Origin of the sequence: Mitsuaria chitosanitabida ATCC BAA-476 = NBRC 102408 (assembly GCF_001598255.1) — a bacterium.
Classification (GTDB): Bacteria; Pseudomonadota; Gammaproteobacteria; order Burkholderiales; family Burkholderiaceae_C; genus Roseateles; species Roseateles chitosanitabidus.
On record NZ_BCYP01000004.1, the window covers coordinates 174,769 to 191,719 of the forward strand.

Genomic DNA, 16,951 nt, shown 5'->3' on the forward strand with positions numbered 1-16,951 from the left:
GGTCGTCCTCCGCCGTCACTTGCGCGCGGGCGCCTTGCCGGCGTCCTTGCTGCGGTTCTGCTGGTCACGCTGGATCAGCGTGTCGACATCGACGAAGGTGTTGGGCACCACGAGAGGGGCCGCATCCTGGGGGACGTGGCATTGCAGGCAGAAGTAGCGCCGGGTCGAGACCTGGCCCAGCATGTGCCCGTCGCGATCCATGTAATGGGTGACGCTGACCGGGATGGCCTGCGACACCGCCGTCTTGGCGCGCGCATGGCAGTCCAGGCACTTGTTGAAGTTCTTGTCGACCTGGTAGCCGTCCACCCGATGCGGGATCGTCGGGGGCTGCATCGTGTAGTTGCGGGTGCGGCGCAGGTCGTCGTTGACGGCGTTGCCCAGCAGCGGGGGCTTGGTGGTCTCGAGGATGGGCGTCGGGCCGCGGGCGGCGTCGACGAAAGGCTGGCCCTTCTGCAGCCCGGGCTGCTGGGCGAGCGCGACCGCGCCCGCCAGCAGCGCCGCGCCGGTCATCAGGACCGCCGCGAGGCGGCGCAAGGTGTGCATCGTGTTCATCGCGGTCCTCCTCAGGCGATCTTGCTGATCTTGACCGCGCACTTCTTGAAGTCGGTCTGCAGCGAGATCGGATCCGTGGCGTCCAGCGTGACCTTGTTGATCAGCTCGCTGGCATCGAACCAGGGCACGAACACCAGGCCGCGCGGCGGCTTGTTGCGGCCGCGGGTCTCCACCCGCGTCTGCATCTTGCCGCGCCGCGACGAGATCTCCACCAACGTGCCGCGCCGCACGCCCAGCGCCTTGGCGTCGTCCGGATGCATGTAGCAGTAGGCGTTGGGCACGGCGCGATGAAGTTCCGGAACGCGCCGCGTCATCGAGCCCGAGTGCCAGTGCTCCAGCACCCGCCCGGTGGACAGCCAGAACGGGTAGTCCTTGTCCGGCGACTCGGCCGGCGGCTCGTAGGGGAGGGCGAAGATGTTGGCCTTGCCGTCCGCGTTCCCGTAGAACTGCCAGCCGGTACCGGCTTTCACGTAGGGGTCCTCGCCCTCGCGATAGCGCCAGCGGGTCTCCTTGCCGTTGACCACCGGCCAGCGCAGACCGCGGGCCTTGTGGTACTCGTCGAACGGGGCCAGGTCATGCCCGTGACCGCGGCCGAAGCTGGCGTACTCCTCGAACAAGCCCTTCTGCAGATAGAAGCCGAAGGCCTGGGCCTCGTCGTTGGCGTAGTTCTTGTCCAGGTCCGACAGGGGGAACTTGTCGACCTGGCCATTGCGGTAGAGCACGTCGTAGAGCGTCTTGCCGCGCAGCGCGGGCTGCTTGGCGATCAGCTCCTCCGGCCAGACCTCCTCGACCTTGAAGCGCTTGGAGAACTCCACCAGCTGCCACAGGTCCGAGCGCGCCTGACCCGGCGCCTTCACCAGCTGATGCCAGAAGTGCGTGCGCCGCTCCGCGTTGCCGTAGGCGCCTTCCTTCTCCACCCACATCGCGCTGGGCAGGATCAGGTCGGCTGCGACGCCGGTCACCGTCGGATAGACGTCGGAGACGACGATGAAGTTCTCCGGATTGCGGTAGCCGGGGTAGCCCTCCTGCGTCAGGTTGGCGCCGGCCTGCATGTTGTTGTTGACCATCACCCAATAGAAATTGAGCGCGCCGTCCTTGAGCTTGCGGTTCTGCTCGACCGCGTGATAACCGGGCTTGGCCGGGATGGTGCCCTCGGGAATCTTCCAGATCTCCTCGGCGTGGGCGCGGTGCTTGGGGTTGGCCACGACCATGTCCGCCGGCAGCCGGTGCGAGAACGTGCCCACCTCGCGCGCCGTGCCGCAGGCCGAGGGTTGCCCCGTCAGCGAGAAAGGGCTGTTGCCGGGGGTCGAGATCTTCCCGGTCAGCAGGTGGATGTTGTAGACGAGGTTGTTGGCCCAGGTGCCGCGGGTGTGCTGGTTGAAGCCCATGGTCCAGAAGGACATCACCTTGACCTTGGGATCGGCGTAGAGCTCGGCCAGCGCCTTGAGCCGGTTCTTGGGAACGCCGGTGAGCTCGGCGGTGTAGTCCAGGTCGTACTTGCTGACGAACCTGGCGTACTCGTCGAAGCTGATGGGCTTGGCGCCGTTGGGATCGCCCGCGTTCTTCGCCGCCTTCTGCAGCGGGTGCTCGGGCCGCAGGCCGTAGCCGATGTCCGCGTTGCCCAGCTTGAAGTTGGCGTGCTTCTCGACGAACTCCTTGTTCACCCGGCCCGTCGTGATGATGTAGTTGGCGATGTAGTTCAGGATCGCCAGATCGGTCTGCGGCTTGAAGGTGAGCTCGATGTCGGCCAGCTCGTAGGAGCGGTGCTCGAAGGTCGACAGCACCGCGACCTTGACGTCCGGCCCGCTGAGCCGGCGGTCGGTGACGCGGGTCCACAGGACCGGATGCATCTCCGCCATGTTGGAACCCCACAGGACGAAGGCGGTGGCGTTCTCGATGTCGTCATAGCAGCCCATGGGCTCGTCCATGCCGAAGGTGCGCATGAAGCCGGTCACCGCCGAGGCCATGCAGTGGCGCGCGTTGGGGTCGATGTTGTTGCTGCGCAGGCCGGCCTTCATCAGCTTGACCGCCGCGTAGCCCTCCCAGACCGTCCACTGGCCCGAGCCGAACATGCCCACCGCCGTCGGCCCCTTGGCCTTGAGCGTCTTCTTGCACTGCTCGGCCATCACGTCGAAGGCCTGGTCCCAGGTGATGGGTGTGAACTCGCCGTCCTTGGCGTACTGGCCGTTCTTCATGCGCAGCACGGGCGTGGTCAGGCGGTCCGCCCCGTACATGATCTTGGACAGGAAGTAGCCCTTGACGCAGTTCAGGCCGCGGTTGACCTCGGCCTCCGGGTCGCCCTGCGTGGCCACGACGTGGTTGTCCTTGACCGCGACCTGCACGTGGCAGCCGGTGCCGCAGAAGCGGCAGGGCGCCTTGGACCAGGTCAGCTTGGACGCGTCCGCGGCCGCGCTGCCGTCCTGGGCCAGGACCTCGATCGGAATCCCCGCCACCGCGCCCGCCGCGACGGCGGCGGAATGGCGGACGAAATCACGTCGTGTGCTCATGGTCGAACTCCTTGTCCATGTCGGTGGCCGCCTTGACGGGGCCGTTGTCGTTGTCGAGGCCGTGATGGCCCTGATGGCCGTGAATGCCGCCCTCGTCGGCGTCCTGCCCCGCTGGGGGCTCCGGCTCGATGTGCTGGTAGACCAGCGCCACGTTGACCACGCCGCGCAGCTGCTGCATCGCGCGGACCTGATCGAGGATGTCGTCGGCGGTCGAGCCGTCCAGCGTCACGACCAGCTTGCCGGCGTCCGAGCGGCCGTGGATGCGCGCGCCGGGCAGGTCCTGGATGGCCGCCGCGGCGGCGTCGAGCAGGCGAGGCTGCGCCTGCACCACCACGCTGGCAATGTGCATCTCTGAAGGCATGGGCAACCCGTGGGGTTGGAAGAATGGATGCGGTCGGGCACCCGTCGTTGGGGCCGGCCGCTGCGGGCCTGGTGGCGCGAGGACGCGCCGCGGGGGGGGTCAACTGCCCGGCGGACCGGCGAACATCTGGTAGATCCAGACGACGAAGCCGTAGCCCGCGACCGTCAGGACCGCCAGCACGGGCGCCATGACGACGGACAGGAAGATGAAGCTGCGCAGCTCCTCGGACCGGGTGGACGGGGCCGTGGAGGGCTTGGGGATGATTGGCATGACGGCTGCTCCCTCAGCGTCGGCCCGTGTGCCTGAAGGCATCTTGTTTGTGCGAAGGGCGACGGAAAAGCTTATATCTGCGTGCGGGAATCGCTGTCAACGCCGCGGGGCGGGCACCCGACGAGCGGCAACGAGGGGCGGCGGTCGGGTCGGAAGTGCAAGACGAGGACATGGGGGCGATTCTTCGCCCGCGGGGACAGGTCCGTATTGACGATGGTCAAGGGCGGTCGCGATGGGGCGCGGTGGACGGGCGTCACCGCTCCCCCAGGGGTCACGTGTTGCCGGGGCGGGGGGGCGGGATGCGCCGAGCGGTCGCCCGGTTGCCCCTTCAGGAGGGGACGAGGCTCAGGACTGGCGCACGCGAATGCGCAACTCGCCCTCGAGCAGCAGACCTTCCTCGCGCAGCAGCTGCAGCAAGGTGGGCTGCATGTGGCGCAGCTTGGCGGCGATGGCGGCGTTGTCGGCCACCAGGGTCCAGCCGTGCTCGTCCAGCGTGCCGGCCTGGACGAAGCGTTTCATCGCGCCGGGCAGGGCGACCCGGACCGTCTCGAGATGCTTCTGCGACAGCGCCAGCTGCTGGCCCAACCGGGCCAGCATCCCGTGGCCGGACATGGCCCGGCCGAAATCCATCGGATCGGGCGTGACGGGCTTGGGGCGCGGCGGCAGGTAGCGGGTGGCCATGGACGGCAGTGTAGTCCGCGGGCCTTTCCAGGCCCCTTCGAGCGCCCCGGACGGGGCCCGGCGCGCCGAGGGCAAGGCGGGATGGAACCGGGGCGGGGGCCGAGGGACCGGGTGCTAAACTCCGCCGGTTTTTTTCCGTGTCGACGCTTGCAGATGAGGGCGCATGCCCCCAGTTGAGCCGGATCGCGCGGACCCGCCCGTCGTCATCGGGGTGGTCGCCTGTCATCCCGGGCTCTCGCCCGGCGTCACGGCCAGGCCTGACGGGGCCCTTCACAGAACTTCATAAAGCTGCATGTTGCCCAAGCTTTTGACCCAGATTTTCGGCAGTCGCAATGAGCGCCTGCTCAAGACCTATCGCCAGGTCGTCCAGCGCATCAACGCGCTGGAACCGCAGTTCGAGGGCCTGAGCGACGAGCAGTTGCGCGCCAAGACCGAGGAGTTCAAGCAGCGCATCCAGAACGGCGAGACGGTGGACGACCTGCTCCCCGAGGCTTTCGCCGTCTGCCGCGAGGGCAGCAAGCGCATCCTGAAGATGCGCCACTTCGACGTGCAGCTGATCGGCGGCATGGTCCTGAACGCCGGCAAGATCGCTGAAATGCGCACCGGCGAGGGCAAGACGCTGATGGCCACGCTCCCGGTCTATCTGAACGCGCTGACCGGCAAGGGCGTCCACGTCGTGACGGTCAACGACTACCTGGCCCGTCGCGACGCGGAATGGATGGGCCGCCTGTACAAGTTCCTCGGGATGACCGTCGGCATCAACCTGCCGAACATGCCGCGCGACGAGAAGCAGGCTGCCTACGCCGCCGACATCACCTACGGCACCAACAACGAATACGGCTTCGACCTGCTGCGCGACAACATGGTCTACGAGGTCCGGGACCGCGTGCAGCGCGGTCAGGCCTACGCCATCGTCGACGAGGTGGACTCGATCCTGATCGACGAGGCCCGCACCCCGCTGATCATCTCCGGCCAGGCCGAGGACCACACCCAGCTGTACGTCGCGATCAACGCGGTGTCGCCCCAGCTCAAGCGCCAGATCGGCGAGCTGGACCCGCGCACCGGCGAGGGCGTGATCGAGCCGGGCGACTTCACCGTCGACGAGAAGTCGCATCAGATCTACCTGACCGAGGACGGCCACGAGAACGCCGAGCGTCTGCTGTCGCAGGCCGGCCTGCTGGCCGAGGGCGCGTCGCTGTACGACGCCGCCAACATCACGCTGATGCACCACCTGTACGCCTCGCTGCGGGCGCACCACGTGTATCACCGTGACCAGCACTACGTCGTCCAGAACGGCGAGGTGATCATCGTCGACGAGTTCACCGGCCGCCTGATGACGGGCCGCCGCTGGAGCGACGGTCTGCACCAGGCCGTCGAGGCCAAGGAAGGCGTGCAGATCCAGGCCGAGAACCAGACGCTCGCGTCGGTGACGTTCCAGAACTACTTCCGCCTCTACGGCAAGCTGTCCGGCATGACCGGCACGGCCGACACGGAGGCCTACGAATTCCAGGAGATCTACGGCCTCGAGACCGTGGTGATCCCCCCGAATCGTCCGACGGTCCGCAAGGACGAGCTGGACCTGGTCTACAAGACGACCAAGGAAAAGTACGACGCCGTCATCCAGGACATCCGCTCCTGCCACGAGCGCGGCCAGCCGGTGCTGGTGGGCACGACGTCCATCGAGAACTCCGAGCTGGTGGCGCAGCTGCTGACCCAGGCCAAGCTCCCGCACCAGGTGCTGAACGCCAAGCAGCACGCCCGCGAGGCCGACATCATTGCCCAGGCCGGCCGCCCGGGCGTGATCACCATCGCCACCAACATGGCGGGCCGCGGCACCGACATCGTGCTGGGCGGCAGCATCGAGAAGGACGTCGCGGCGATCGAGGCGGACGAGTCGCTCTCGCATGCGGACAAGGAAGCGCGCATCGCCGCGCTGAAGGCCGAATGGCTGCCGGTGCACGAGCAGGTCAAGGCCGCCGGCGGTCTGCGCGTGATCTCGACCGAGCGTCACGAGAGCCGCCGCATCGACAACCAGCTGCGCGGCCGTTCCGGCCGTCAGGGCGACCCGGGCTCCTCGCGCTTCTACCTGTCGCTGGACGACCAGCTGATGCGCATCTTCGCCGGCGACCGCGTGCGCGCGATCATGGACCGGCTCAAGATGCCCGAGGGCGAGGCCATCGAGGCCGGCATCGTGACGCGTTCGATCGAGAGCGCCCAGCGCAAGGTCGAGGCCCGCAACTTCGACATCCGCAAGCAGCTGCTCGAGTACGACGACGTGTCGAACGACCAGCGCAAGGTCATCTACCAGCAGCGCAACGAGATCCTCGAGGCGCAGGAGATGCTGGAGCAGATCGCCCACCTGCGCACCGGCACGCTGACGGACGTGGTCCGCGGCTTCGTCCCGGAAGAGTCGCTCGAGGAGCAGTGGGACCTGCCCGCGCTCGAGCGCGTGCTGCGCGACGAGTGGAAGCTCGACATCGGCCTGGGCGAGATGCTCAAGAAGAGCGAGACCCTGACCGACGAGGACATCCTCGACGCTGTGCTCAAGGCCGGCGACGTCGCGTTCCAGGACAAGCTGGACCGCGTGGGTCTGGAGCAGTTCACCCCGTTCATGCGCATGGTCCTGCTGCAGAGCATCGACCAGCACTGGCGCGAGCACCTGGCCTCGCTGGACTACCTGCGCCAGGGCATCCACCTGCGCGGCTACGCCCAGAAGAACCCCAAGCAGGAATACAAGCGCGAGGCCTTCGAGCTGTTCTCGCAACTGCTGGACTCGGTGAAGCTGGAAGTGACCCGCGTGCTGCTGAACGTGCGCATCCAGTCGCAGGAGGAGGCCACCGCGGCCGCCGACGCGATCGAGCAGCGCGCCGAGAACGTCAGCAACGTGACCTACACGCATCCGAACGAGGACGGCTCGGTGTCGCAGGACGCGGCCCCGACGAATCCGGGCCAGCAGCCGATCCCGCCCGAGTGGGGCCATGTCGGCCGCAACGATCCCTGCCCCTGCGGCAGCGGCAAGAAGTTCAAGGCCTGCCACGGCAAGCTGGCCTGATCGGCCGCTTCGATCGCCGCCGAGGCGATCCCGGACCCACGGCGCCCACGGGCGCCGTGTCTCATTCCAGGGCCACCCGCGGACCGTCCTCACCCGGCGGCAAGCCGTCGGCGCCCGGCTGATTCGCGCGGCGACATGGGCGCATGTCGCCCGAAGCGCCGGCAATTCCTGTCGAGACGGCTGTCTCGCCGTGAGCAATGTCACGCCACTCGCACGGTTGACCCTTTCTCCCCCCGCAGCGCGGGGGACCGTCCTCGGCGCCCCATCGATACAGTGCGACGCAACACCCGACCCCCGGGTCGCAGACCTTTCACGAGATCGCCATGAACCTCTTCGCCCGCCTCACTCTCGCCGCCGCGCTGGCTGCCGGCGCCGTTGCCGCGCAGGCCTCGGTCGTGACCGCGGAGCAGACCGTGGCGCTGCAGTCGGGCACGAACGCCAACACGCTGACGGCCGGTTTCTCGACCGTGCACACCGTGGCCGGCGAGTTCGTCGACACCTTCACCTTCACCGGCTGGAACTTCCAGTCCTGGGTCAACGGCAGCCTGACCACCATCGGCTCGACCGCGATGCTGGACATCGACTTCGTGACCGCGACGCTGAACGGCGTCAGCTACAAGTTCAGCGTCACGCCGATGGGCCGCAACCCCGACGGCATCGAGCAGGGCAATCTGGCCAATTTCGCGACCAACGGCCCGCTGGTGCTGACCGTGCACGGCTACGCCGGCAGCGGTCTGGCCGCCGGCACCGCGATCAACGCCAGCTACTCGGGCACCGTCAACGTGACCAAGATCCCCGAGCCCGCCTCGATGGCGCTGGCCGGTCTGGGCCTGCTGGGCGTGATCGGCGTCCGCCGCAAGGCCGCCAAGGCCGCCGCCGTCAAGGCCTGACCCCCGCGCATCCAGAACACGCCTCCGAGGACGCCTCCATGTCGCTGACTTCCCGCTTCGCTCCCGCCATCGCCGCCGTCGCGCTGGCGCTGGCCGCCACGACCGCCGGTGCCGCCTCGCAGAACCAGTCGCAGAACCTGACCCTGGTCGGCAGCCCGTCCACCGGCTACACCGCGGCCACCTCGAACACCCACCTGGAAGCCGGCAGCTTCGAGGACAGCTTCCACTTCAAGGCGAGCAGCGCCTCGCTGTTCGAGTTCTCGCTGGTGACCATGGGCGCCAGCGCCGACCAGCAGATCACCTTCAGCAGCGTCTGGCTCAACGGCACGCAGCTGTCGCTGACGGCCGTCCCGGGCAGCACCGGCGTGACCTACGGCAACCTGTCGACGCCGCTGTCGGGCGACCTGGTGCTGACCGTCAAGGGCTACGCGGGCGGCACGCTGGGCGCGGGCAGCCCGGTCGCGGCGACCTACTCCAGCACCTTCAACCTGGCGCCGGCCGTGCCCGAACCCCAGAGCTACGCGCTGTTCATCGCCGGCCTGGGCCTGATGGCGCTCATGCTCAACCGGCGCCGCAAGCAGAACACCTGACCCGGCCGCCGCCGACCGCGGCGATCCCCGTTCGACGCCCCGCCTCGCCGGGGCGTCGTCGTTTCCGCGCGCCGGCCTGCCGCCGCTGTTTCCACGTGGCGGTGCGGGACATGAGGGCGCGGACGCGCCGGGGGCGCTCCTACAATCGCGCGTCCATTTTTCAACGTCCTCAACGCCCCCGACCGCCATGCCCGTCAACCTGACCGCCCCCGACCCGCAATCCCTGCTGCCCGTGCCCGGCGTGCGCCTGGGCATCACGATGGCTGGCGTGCGCAAGGCCAACCGCCGCGACCTGACCGTCATCGCGCTGGACGAGGGCGCGAGCGTGGCCGGCGTGTTCACCGCCAACCGCTTCTGCGCCGCGCCCGTGCAGGTCTGTCGCGAGCACCTGGCCGCGGGCGCCGCGATCCGCGCGATCGTCATCAACACCGGCAACGCCAACGCCGGCACCGGTGCCGACGGCCTGGCCCGCGCGCGCCAGACCTGCGACGCGCTGGCCAAGGAACTGGGCATCGCGCCGCAACAGGTGCTGCCGTTCTCGACCGGCGTGATCATGGAGACGCTGCCGGTGGACCGCATCGTCGCCGGCCTGCCGGCCGCGATCGCCGCGTTGAAGGCCGACCACTGGGCCGAGGCCGCCGCCGGCATCATGACCACGGACACGCTGCCCAAGGCCTGCTCGAAGCAAGTCACGATCGGCGGCAAGACGGTGACCATCTCCGGCATCTCCAAGGGCGCCGGCATGATCCGTCCCAACATGGCCACCATGCTGGGCTACGTCGCCACCGACGCCGTCATTGCGCCCGAGCTGCTGCAGCCGCTGGTCAAGGACGCCGCGGACCAGTCCTTCAATCGCATCACCATCGACGGCGACACCTCGACCAACGATTCCTTCGTCCTGATCGCCACGCACCAGGCCGGTCATGAGCGCATCACCTCGCTGACCAGCGCCGAAGGCCGCGCGCTGCGCGACGCGGTGGTGGACGTGTCGCGCCAGCTGGCGCAGGCCATCGTGCGCGACGGCGAGGGTGCGACCAAGTTCATCTCGGTGGTGGTGCAGGGCGGCAAGGACGAGGACGAGTGCCGCAAGGCGGCTTACGTGATCGCACACTCCCCGCTGGTCAAGACCGCCTTCTTCGCCAGCGACCCCAACCTGGGCCGCATCCTGGCCGCGGTCGGCTATGCCGGCATCGCCGACCTGGACCAGAGCCTGATCGACCTGTACCTGGACGACGTGCACGTCGTGACGCAAGGCGGCCGCCGCCCCGAGTACAAGGAAGAGGACGGCCAGCGCGTGATGAAGCAGAGCGAGATCACGGTGCGCGTGGGCCTGAACCGCGGCGCGGCCGAGACCACGGTCTGGACCTGCGACTTCAGCCACGAGTACGTGACGATCAACGCCGACTACCGGTCCTGATCGATCCCGGGGCACTCCCCGGGCGCGCTCAGAAGTCGACCGCCCGGGCCCGCATCCCGCGGGCCAGCAGGGTGGCGTTGATGAGCTGCGCTTCCTCGCGCGTGGCAAAGGGCCAGACGGCGGCGCGCCAGCCTTCCTTGGTCTGGAACACGTCGGCGTTCGCCGGTCCGGTGCCGCCCATGGTCGCCGCGATCATCTCGCGCATGCGAGCGAGCTGAGCTTCCGCGTCGGCCTTGCTCTTCACCGGCAGGCCGACCAGGGCCACCGGCTTGCCGCCCGGCACCATGCCGCGCTTCATCAGGCTGGTCAGCCCCGCGTCGTCGACGGCCAGGCGCTTCTCGGCCTCCGTCGCCGGCGCGGAAGCGCCCGGCTTGGCGGCGTCGGCGGCCTTGTCCTTGGACGCCTTCGCGTCCTTGTCGTCCTTCGGCGACTTCTCGTCCTTCGCCGCGGTCTTGTCCTTGACCGCGTCCTTGCCTCCGCCCGCGGGGGTGTTGGCAGCGGCCTGCTCACGTTCTCGCTGGGCGCGTTCGACGCCGCTGTGCAGCGTCGGGCGGATGCCCGGAATCAGGCCGCCGGCCATGGGTGACGACGCGGCCGCGGGCGCGCCCGAGGCCGCCGAGGCCGGGGCCTCGGGCGCGCTCGCGCCGGAAGCGGCCTCGGACGCCGCCTCCGCGGCGGAAGCCGCCGACGCCGCCTGCGCCGCGGCCGCGCTCGCGGCGGCGGCTTCTGCCGCCGAGGCCGCGGATGCCGCCTGGGCCGCCGCGGCCGCGGAAGCGGCCGATGCCGCCTCGGCCGCGGCCATCGCGGCCTTCTCCTTCGCCGACGGGCCGGACGGCCAGGCCGCCCAGATCGCCACGATCAGCAGCAAGGCCGCCACGCCGCCGACGATGCCCAGTCGCATCGGATCCAGCGCGCGCCGGCCCAGCACCTGGTCGCGCCGTCCCACCAGCACGCGGCGTCGGGCCGGGCCGATGTCGAAGGCGGCGCTCAGCAGCACCAATTCCATCGGCCATGCACCAGGCTGGTTCGCCTCGCCGGCCAGCGCCTGGTCGTCGATCTCGACGCGGCGCAGCGGCAGCTCGTCGGGCGCGCTGGTGAAGCCGTTGTCCAGGGCCAGCACGGCCACGTCGGCCGTCTTCAGTCCGGGGATGAATTCCTCCCGCCAGGCGGGGCGGGGACCGGTGGCGGGCGCCGCGCGGCGCTGCCAGGGCCAGCGCCGCCCGGGCTTGGCGGGCGCGGCGTCGCCGGCCGCCTCGGCCGTGGCGGGCGCTTCCAGGCTGGGCTCCTTGGGGAGCGCCTGCGCCATGAAGGGGAGGGCGACCGCACCGACGGTGTGCACATCCTTGATGCCCAGCCGGCGCGCCAGCGGATGCTTGTTGTGCCAATTGACCAGCAGCCAGGCCACGACATCCGGGGACGGGCCCTCCCACGGCGCCGACGGCGTCGCGGGCGCGGCCACGGGCGCCGCGGGCTCCGGAGGGGGCGGTGCGGCGTTCAGGTCGTCGTCGGGCGAGGCAGGGGTATCGTCCATGGCGCCGGCCATTGTGCGTCAGGCCTTGCCCGCCGATCCGCCGACGATCCGGGGGATTGCGGCGGAGTTCCGGGCTTGGCACGCTGGCCGGGCCAAGCAGGCATGGGACTTGTATGGGGATGCGCATGCCGATGCCGCCGCTCGACGCTCCGATCACGCCGCCCCCGAGCCGGGGCCGGTCGCCCGCCCGCCTGCTGGTCGTCCAGACCCTGGCGGTGCAGCCGCTGGCCGCGGTGCTCGAGGAGAGCGGCTACGAGCTGCTGCGCGCCGCGGACGCCATCGCCGCGATCGACGGCCTGCACGCGGGTCCGGCCCTGGTGGTGATGGACATGGAGCTGCCCGAGCTGCCCGGCGACGGCCCGATCGAGCTGCTGCGCCGCCTGGCCGTCGGACCGGCGCCGGTGCTGACGCTGAGCCGTCTGCGCGACGCCCACCGGCTGGACGCGCTGCGGGCGGCCGGCGCCGCGGACGGTCTGGTCAAGCCGGTGCGCATGAGCGACCTGCTGCAGCGCATCGAGCGCCTGCTCAAGCCCACGCAGGCCGCCGATCCGGTCGCGCCGCGGCGACCCGTGGCCAGCATGGCGGTGCGCGAGCGCGACGGCCATTGCGCCTGGCAGACGCCGCAGTCGCGCGCCCTGATGGCCGCCTATTTCCCGCCGCCCTGGGCCGACCACGCCCGCCTGCCGCCCGAGGTGATGGCCTGGGTGCATCGCGAGGCGCTGCGGCGACGGGCGGGCGCGCCACCCGCCTCGCTGACCATCCGCCCACCGTCCGGGGGGCCGCCGCAGCCGCTCAGCTTCACGCTGATGGAGGCGGATGCCACGGTGATCGGCGAAGGGCATTGGCTGCTGGTGCTCGACGGCCCGGGCTGAACAGGGACAATCCGGTCCCATGTCTTCCGGAAGTCCCCTGTTCGCCCCGTCCCCCGCCGACACGCCCGCGCCCGATGAGCGCCAACGCTTCCTGCGCTTGCTGCGCACCGCGCTGGCCGAGCGCCGTTTCCAGCGCCTGCTGCTGAATCGCCACGAGGGCGAGGACGCCAGCATCGAGCGCCTGACCGTGCGCGACATCGAGCTGCGCGGCGAGCGCGCGCTGAGCTTCCTGTGGCGGCACAAGACCAAGGACATCACCAAGAACCACGGCCTGGACGAGGGCCTCGCGCTGATCGCGGACCTGCTGGGCCGCGATTTCATGCAGGCCCACCTGGACACCGTCGGCGAGGAGGTGCAGTTGCGCTTCAGTCGCAAGGGCAAGCCGTTGCTGCAGGTGGGGCGCAAGGGCGGCGCGACCGCCTCGGGCAGCGCCGAGACCGACGGCGACGAGCCGTCCGGTGGCGTGGCCGCCGCCTCGGGCCATGACCGGGAGAAACCCCGCGCGCTGTCGCTGGACAGCCCGTTCTGGCGCGAGCTGGGTGTCACCCACGAGGTCAAGGGCCGCGCCGCGCTGGTGCCGGCGATGGCCCGCAAGTGGAAGCAGATCAACAAGTTCATCGAGATCTTCGGCGCCGCGGTCCGCAAGGCCGGTCTGGACGCGCCGGGGACGCCGGTGCGGCTGGCCGATTTCGGCTCCGGCAAGGGCTACCTGACCTTCGCGATGCACGACTGGCTGCGCGCGCAAGGCCTGGCCCCGGCCGTGCAGGGCGTGGAGCTCAAGCAGGACATGGTGGCCCTGGGCAATGCCGCGGCGGCGCGCCATGCGCTGGCGGGCCTGAGCTTCGAGCACGGCGACGTGCGCGAGCGCGGCGACCAGCCGCTGGACGTGATGGTGGCCCTGCATGCCTGCGACATCGCCACCGACTACGCGATGCACTTCGGCCTGCGCAGCGGCGCCCGCGTGATCATGTGCGCGCCCTGCTGCCACAAGGAGATCCGCCCGCAGATGACGACGCCGGCCGCGCTGCGGCCGCTGCTGCAGCACGGCATTCACCTGGGCCAGGAGGCGGAGATGGTGACCGACTCGCTGCGCGCGCTGCTGCTGGAGCTGATGGGCTACGACACGCAGGTGATCGAGTTCATCGCGCTCGAGCACACCAGCAAGAACAAGATGGTGCTGGCGGTGAAGCGCGCGCAAGACCCGACCCCGGCGCGGCGCGCGGAACTGCTGGCGCAGCTCGATGAGATCAAGCGCTTCTACGGCCTGCGCAGCCAGGCGCTGGAGACGCTGCTGCGGGTCGAGGGCAAGCTCGAGGCGGCCTGAGGGCGAGGGCGAGACCGCCCGGGGACGGGCGCGAGGCCCGGCATGCTGCTCAAAATTGAGGCAAGACAAGAAACCCCTTGTCGAATCAACGGGTTGTACGCACCGGCCTCAGCTTTTCCTCTGACTTGTCCACAGTCGGCGTGGGCAACCGGCATGGCGATTGCCAGCACGGCGGACCGCTTGTCCACATCGCCTCGCGATGCCCGCCATGTCCACTGTGCTCGCCCCCACGCTGTCTCCCGTCCCCTGGCTCGCCCGCGTCCTGGGCGGCGTGCTGATCGTGCTGGGCTTCGTGCTGCTGGCCGCCGGCGGCTGGCTGGCCTCGGTCGGTGGCAGTTGGCACTACGCGTTGTCGGGCCTGGCCTGGCTCGTCGTGGGCGCGCTGATGTGGGGGCGGCTGCGCGGCGCCGTCTACGGCTATGCCGCCTACTTCGTCGCCACGCTGGTCTGGAGCCTCTGGGAGGCGGGCCTGGACTGGTGGCCGCTGGGCGCGCGGATGGGGGTCCCGTTCGTGATCGGGCTGGTGCTGTTGCTGCTGGTGCCGACGATGCGCCGCCACCTGCCCGTGGACGACCCGCGCCGCGTCGCGCTGCGCAGTCCGCCGGCCACGGTGCTGGCGCTCGGCCTGGGCGCCTTCGTCGTGGTGGCGCTGCTGTCCTGGTCGCGGGACGCGCAGGCGGTGGAGGGACGGATGCCACCGGCGCCGGGGGCACCGGCGACGTCCGCCCCGATGGTCCCGGTCGCCGCGTCGTCGACCATCCCTGGCGGATCGGCGGCGGCTCCGGTACCCGACGGAGAGTGGCACGCCTACGGTCGCACGGGTCACGGTCAGCGCTATTCGCCGTTGAGGCAGATCACCGCCGCCAACGTGGGCGAGCTCCAGGTCGCCTGGGAGTTCCACACCGGTGACCGGCGCGGCCAGCCCGGCGATCCGAAGGAGACGACCTTCGAGGTCACGCCGCTGAAGGTCGGCGAACGGCTGTTCCTGTGCACGCCGCATCAGAAGGCGATGGCGCTGGACGCGACCACCGGGCGCGAGCTGTGGCGTTACGACCCGCGGATCCGGGGTGGGCTGGCGCTGCAGCATCTGACCTGCCGGGGCCTGTCGTACCAGGCGCCCCCGACGGACCCGGTCGACACCGCGCCGGCGGCGTCCTCGCGGACCTCGGCCGCCGCCGACGCGGCGGCTCCGGCCCCGAGCGCCCCGGCCCCGGCGTTCTGCGCCGCCAAGCTCTTCATGCCGACCGCGGACGGCCGGCTGATCGCGCTCGATCCCGCGACGGGCAAGACCTGTCCCCGCTTCGGCCGCGACGGCGTGGTCGACCTCTGGGCGGGCATGCCCAACCTGAAGCCGGGGGCCTACTACTCGACCTCGCCGCCGGTGGTCACGCGCCGGCTGGTGATCGTGGGCGGGACCGTGCTGGACAACGCCTCGATCAAGGAGCAGTCCGGTGTCATCCGCGCCTACGACGTCGAGACCGGCCAGCTCGTCTGGAACTGGGACTCGGCGAATCCGGAGGAGACCGCGCCGCTGCCGGCCGGGCGGACCTACACCGCCAACTCGCCCAACAGCTGGTCCATCGCCAGCGTCGACGAGGCGCTGGGCCTGGTCTACCTGCCGATGGGCAATCAGCCGCCGGACCAATGGGGCGGCAAGCGCTCGCCGGCGGTGGAGCGCCATTCGTCGGCGGTGGTGGCGCTGGATCTGGCGACGGGCCGGGTCCGCTGGGTCTTCCAGACGGTCCATCACGACCTCTGGGACTACGACGTCCCCGCGCAGCCCACGCTGGTCGACCTGACGGTGCGCGGCCAGCGGGTGCCGGCGCTGGTGCAGCCGACCAAGCAGGGCGAGCTCTTCGTGCTGGACCGCCGCGACGGCAAGCCCGTCTTCCCGGTGACCGAGACGCCGGCGCCGCAGGGCGCGGCGGCCGGCGACCACACGGCGGCGACGCAGCCGGTGTCGGCGATCTCCTTCAACCCGCCCGAGCTGACCGAGCGCGACATGTGGGGCGTGACGATGTTCGACCAGCTCTGGTGCCGCATCGCCTTCCACCGGTTGCGCTACGAGGGCCGCTTCACGCCGCCGTCGACGCAGGGGTCCATCATCAATCCCGGCAACTTCGGCGTCTTCAACTGGGGCGGCATCGCGGTGGACCCGGTACGGGGCATCGCCTTCACCACGCCGGCGGTGCTGGCCTTCACCTCGCAACTGGTGCCGCGGCACGACGACACCTCGCAGCTGGTGCAGGACGAGGGGCCGCCCCGCGGCGCGCTGCCGGCGCTCAACGAGAACTTCGGCGCCCCCTTCGCCGCGAGGATGCGGCCCTTCACTTCGCCGCTGGGCATCCCCTGCCAGGCGCCGCCCTGGGGCACCGTCGCCGGCGTGGATCTGAACGCCGGACAGGTGATCTGGCGCCATCGCAACGGCACGGTGCGCGACCTGTCCCCGGTACCGCTGCCGCTGCGGCTGGGCGTGCCCAGCCTGGGCGGTCCGCTGCTGACGGCGGGCGGGGTGGCCTTCCTGTCGGGCAGCATGGACGACTACGTCCGCGCCTATGACGTCGACGATGGCCGCCCGCTGTGGGAATCGCGCCTCCCCGCGGGCGGGCAGGCCACGCCGATGACCTACCTCGGCGCCGACGGCCGGCAGTACCTGCTGGTGGTCGCCGGCGGCCATGGCTCGACCGGCACGAGGCCTGGAGACACCGTGCGCGCCTACGCGCTCGGGAAGCGCTGATCGCGTCGCACGACGCGCGTGCCACCTCCGATCGGCGCGAACCCCGCCGGCCGCGGGGGCCGAAAAAAAGCCCGACCCCGCGTCGACGGGATCGGGCAAGAGCGCTGTGGACGCCGCCTGGACGCTCCGTACTGCGGGGAGCGTGGCGCTGCGGCGTGGCGAATCGG

13 protein-coding genes are annotated in these 16,951 nt (G+C 70.4%); 7 read left to right on the forward strand and 6 right to left on the reverse strand.

Going from position 1 to position 16,951, the window contains the following annotated elements:
• Nucleotides 1–15: 15 nt before the first annotated feature.
• The 5 genes from MCHT01_RS02260 to MCHT01_RS02280 form a co-directional block, all read right to left on the reverse strand.
• Nucleotides 16–552, reverse strand: a complete 537-nt coding sequence (locus MCHT01_RS02260; protein ID WP_067061761.1) for a nitrate reductase cytochrome c-type subunit — start codon at nucleotides 550–552, stop codon at nucleotides 16–18.
• 11 nt (nucleotides 553–563) lie between these two features.
• Complete coding sequence (napA, locus tag MCHT01_RS02265) at nucleotides 564–3,059, reverse strand: periplasmic nitrate reductase subunit alpha (protein ID WP_067061764.1); 2,496 nt, start codon at nucleotides 3,057–3,059, stop codon at nucleotides 564–566.
• Complete coding sequence (locus MCHT01_RS27915) at nucleotides 3,043–3,420, reverse strand: chaperone NapD (protein ID WP_148661344.1); 378 nt, start codon at nucleotides 3,418–3,420, stop codon at nucleotides 3,043–3,045. The genes napA and MCHT01_RS27915 overlap by 17 nt, the downstream gene beginning before the upstream one ends.
• Before the next feature lie 99 nt (nucleotides 3,421–3,519).
• On the reverse strand, nucleotides 3,520–3,690 hold the full coding sequence (napE, locus tag MCHT01_RS02275) for a periplasmic nitrate reductase, NapE protein (RefSeq protein WP_067061767.1): 171 nt from the start codon (nucleotides 3,688–3,690) through the stop codon (nucleotides 3,520–3,522).
• Between the two features lie 345 nt (nucleotides 3,691–4,035).
• Entirely contained in the window at nucleotides 4,036–4,371 is a 336-nt protein-coding gene (locus MCHT01_RS02280) for a DciA family protein (RefSeq protein ID WP_067061769.1), read from the reverse strand.
• Between the two features lie 292 nt (nucleotides 4,372–4,663).
• Here MCHT01_RS02280 and secA point away from each other — a divergent pair, with 292 nt between their 5' ends.
• The 4 genes from secA (at nucleotide 4,664) to argJ (ending at nucleotide 10,320) form a co-directional block, all read left to right on the forward strand.
• A complete protein-coding gene (gene secA / locus MCHT01_RS02285; RefSeq protein ID WP_067061772.1) occupies nucleotides 4,664–7,423 on the forward strand; it encodes a preprotein translocase subunit SecA in 2,760 nt (919 codons plus the stop codon).
• Between the two features lie 323 nt (nucleotides 7,424–7,746).
• Nucleotides 7,747–8,313 (forward strand): FxDxF family PEP-CTERM protein, encoded by a 567-nt coding sequence (locus MCHT01_RS02290; protein WP_067061775.1) that lies wholly within the window; start codon nucleotides 7,747–7,749, stop codon nucleotides 8,311–8,313.
• Between the two features lie 38 nt (nucleotides 8,314–8,351).
• Complete coding sequence (locus MCHT01_RS02295; RefSeq protein ID WP_067061778.1) at nucleotides 8,352–8,903, forward strand: FxDxF family PEP-CTERM protein; 552 nt, start codon at nucleotides 8,352–8,354, stop codon at nucleotides 8,901–8,903.
• Between the two features lie 187 nt (nucleotides 8,904–9,090).
• Complete coding sequence (gene argJ / locus MCHT01_RS02300) at nucleotides 9,091–10,320, forward strand: bifunctional glutamate N-acetyltransferase/amino-acid acetyltransferase ArgJ (protein WP_067061781.1); 1,230 nt, start codon at nucleotides 9,091–9,093, stop codon at nucleotides 10,318–10,320.
• 28 nt (nucleotides 10,321–10,348) lie between these two features.
• Here argJ and MCHT01_RS02305 read toward each other — a convergent pair whose 3' ends face one another.
• Entirely contained in the window at nucleotides 10,349–11,851 is a 1,503-nt protein-coding gene (locus tag MCHT01_RS02305) for a hypothetical protein (RefSeq protein ID WP_148661345.1), read from the reverse strand.
• 125 nt (nucleotides 11,852–11,976) lie between these two features.
• Here MCHT01_RS02305 and MCHT01_RS02310 point away from each other — a divergent pair, with 125 nt between their 5' ends.
• The 3 genes from MCHT01_RS02310 to MCHT01_RS02320 all read left to right on the forward strand — a co-directional run bounded on the left by MCHT01_RS02310 (nucleotide 11,977) and on the right by MCHT01_RS02320 (nucleotide 16,784).
• Entirely contained in the window at nucleotides 11,977–12,723 is a 747-nt protein-coding gene (locus MCHT01_RS02310) for a response regulator (RefSeq protein ID WP_169806083.1), read from the forward strand.
• A 19-nt stretch (nucleotides 12,724–12,742) separates the two neighbouring features.
• Nucleotides 12,743–14,047, forward strand: coding sequence for a class I SAM-dependent methyltransferase (locus tag MCHT01_RS02315; RefSeq protein WP_067061790.1), 1,305 nt, complete (start codon nucleotides 12,743–12,745; stop codon nucleotides 14,045–14,047).
• A 208-nt stretch (nucleotides 14,048–14,255) separates the two neighbouring features.
• The gene (locus MCHT01_RS02320) at nucleotides 14,256–16,784 is read left to right on the forward strand and encodes a membrane-bound PQQ-dependent dehydrogenase, glucose/quinate/shikimate family (RefSeq protein WP_169806084.1); all 2,529 of its coding nucleotides are present in this window, start codon (nucleotides 14,256–14,258) and stop codon (nucleotides 16,782–16,784) included.
• Nucleotides 16,785–16,951: the final 167 nt, after the last annotated feature.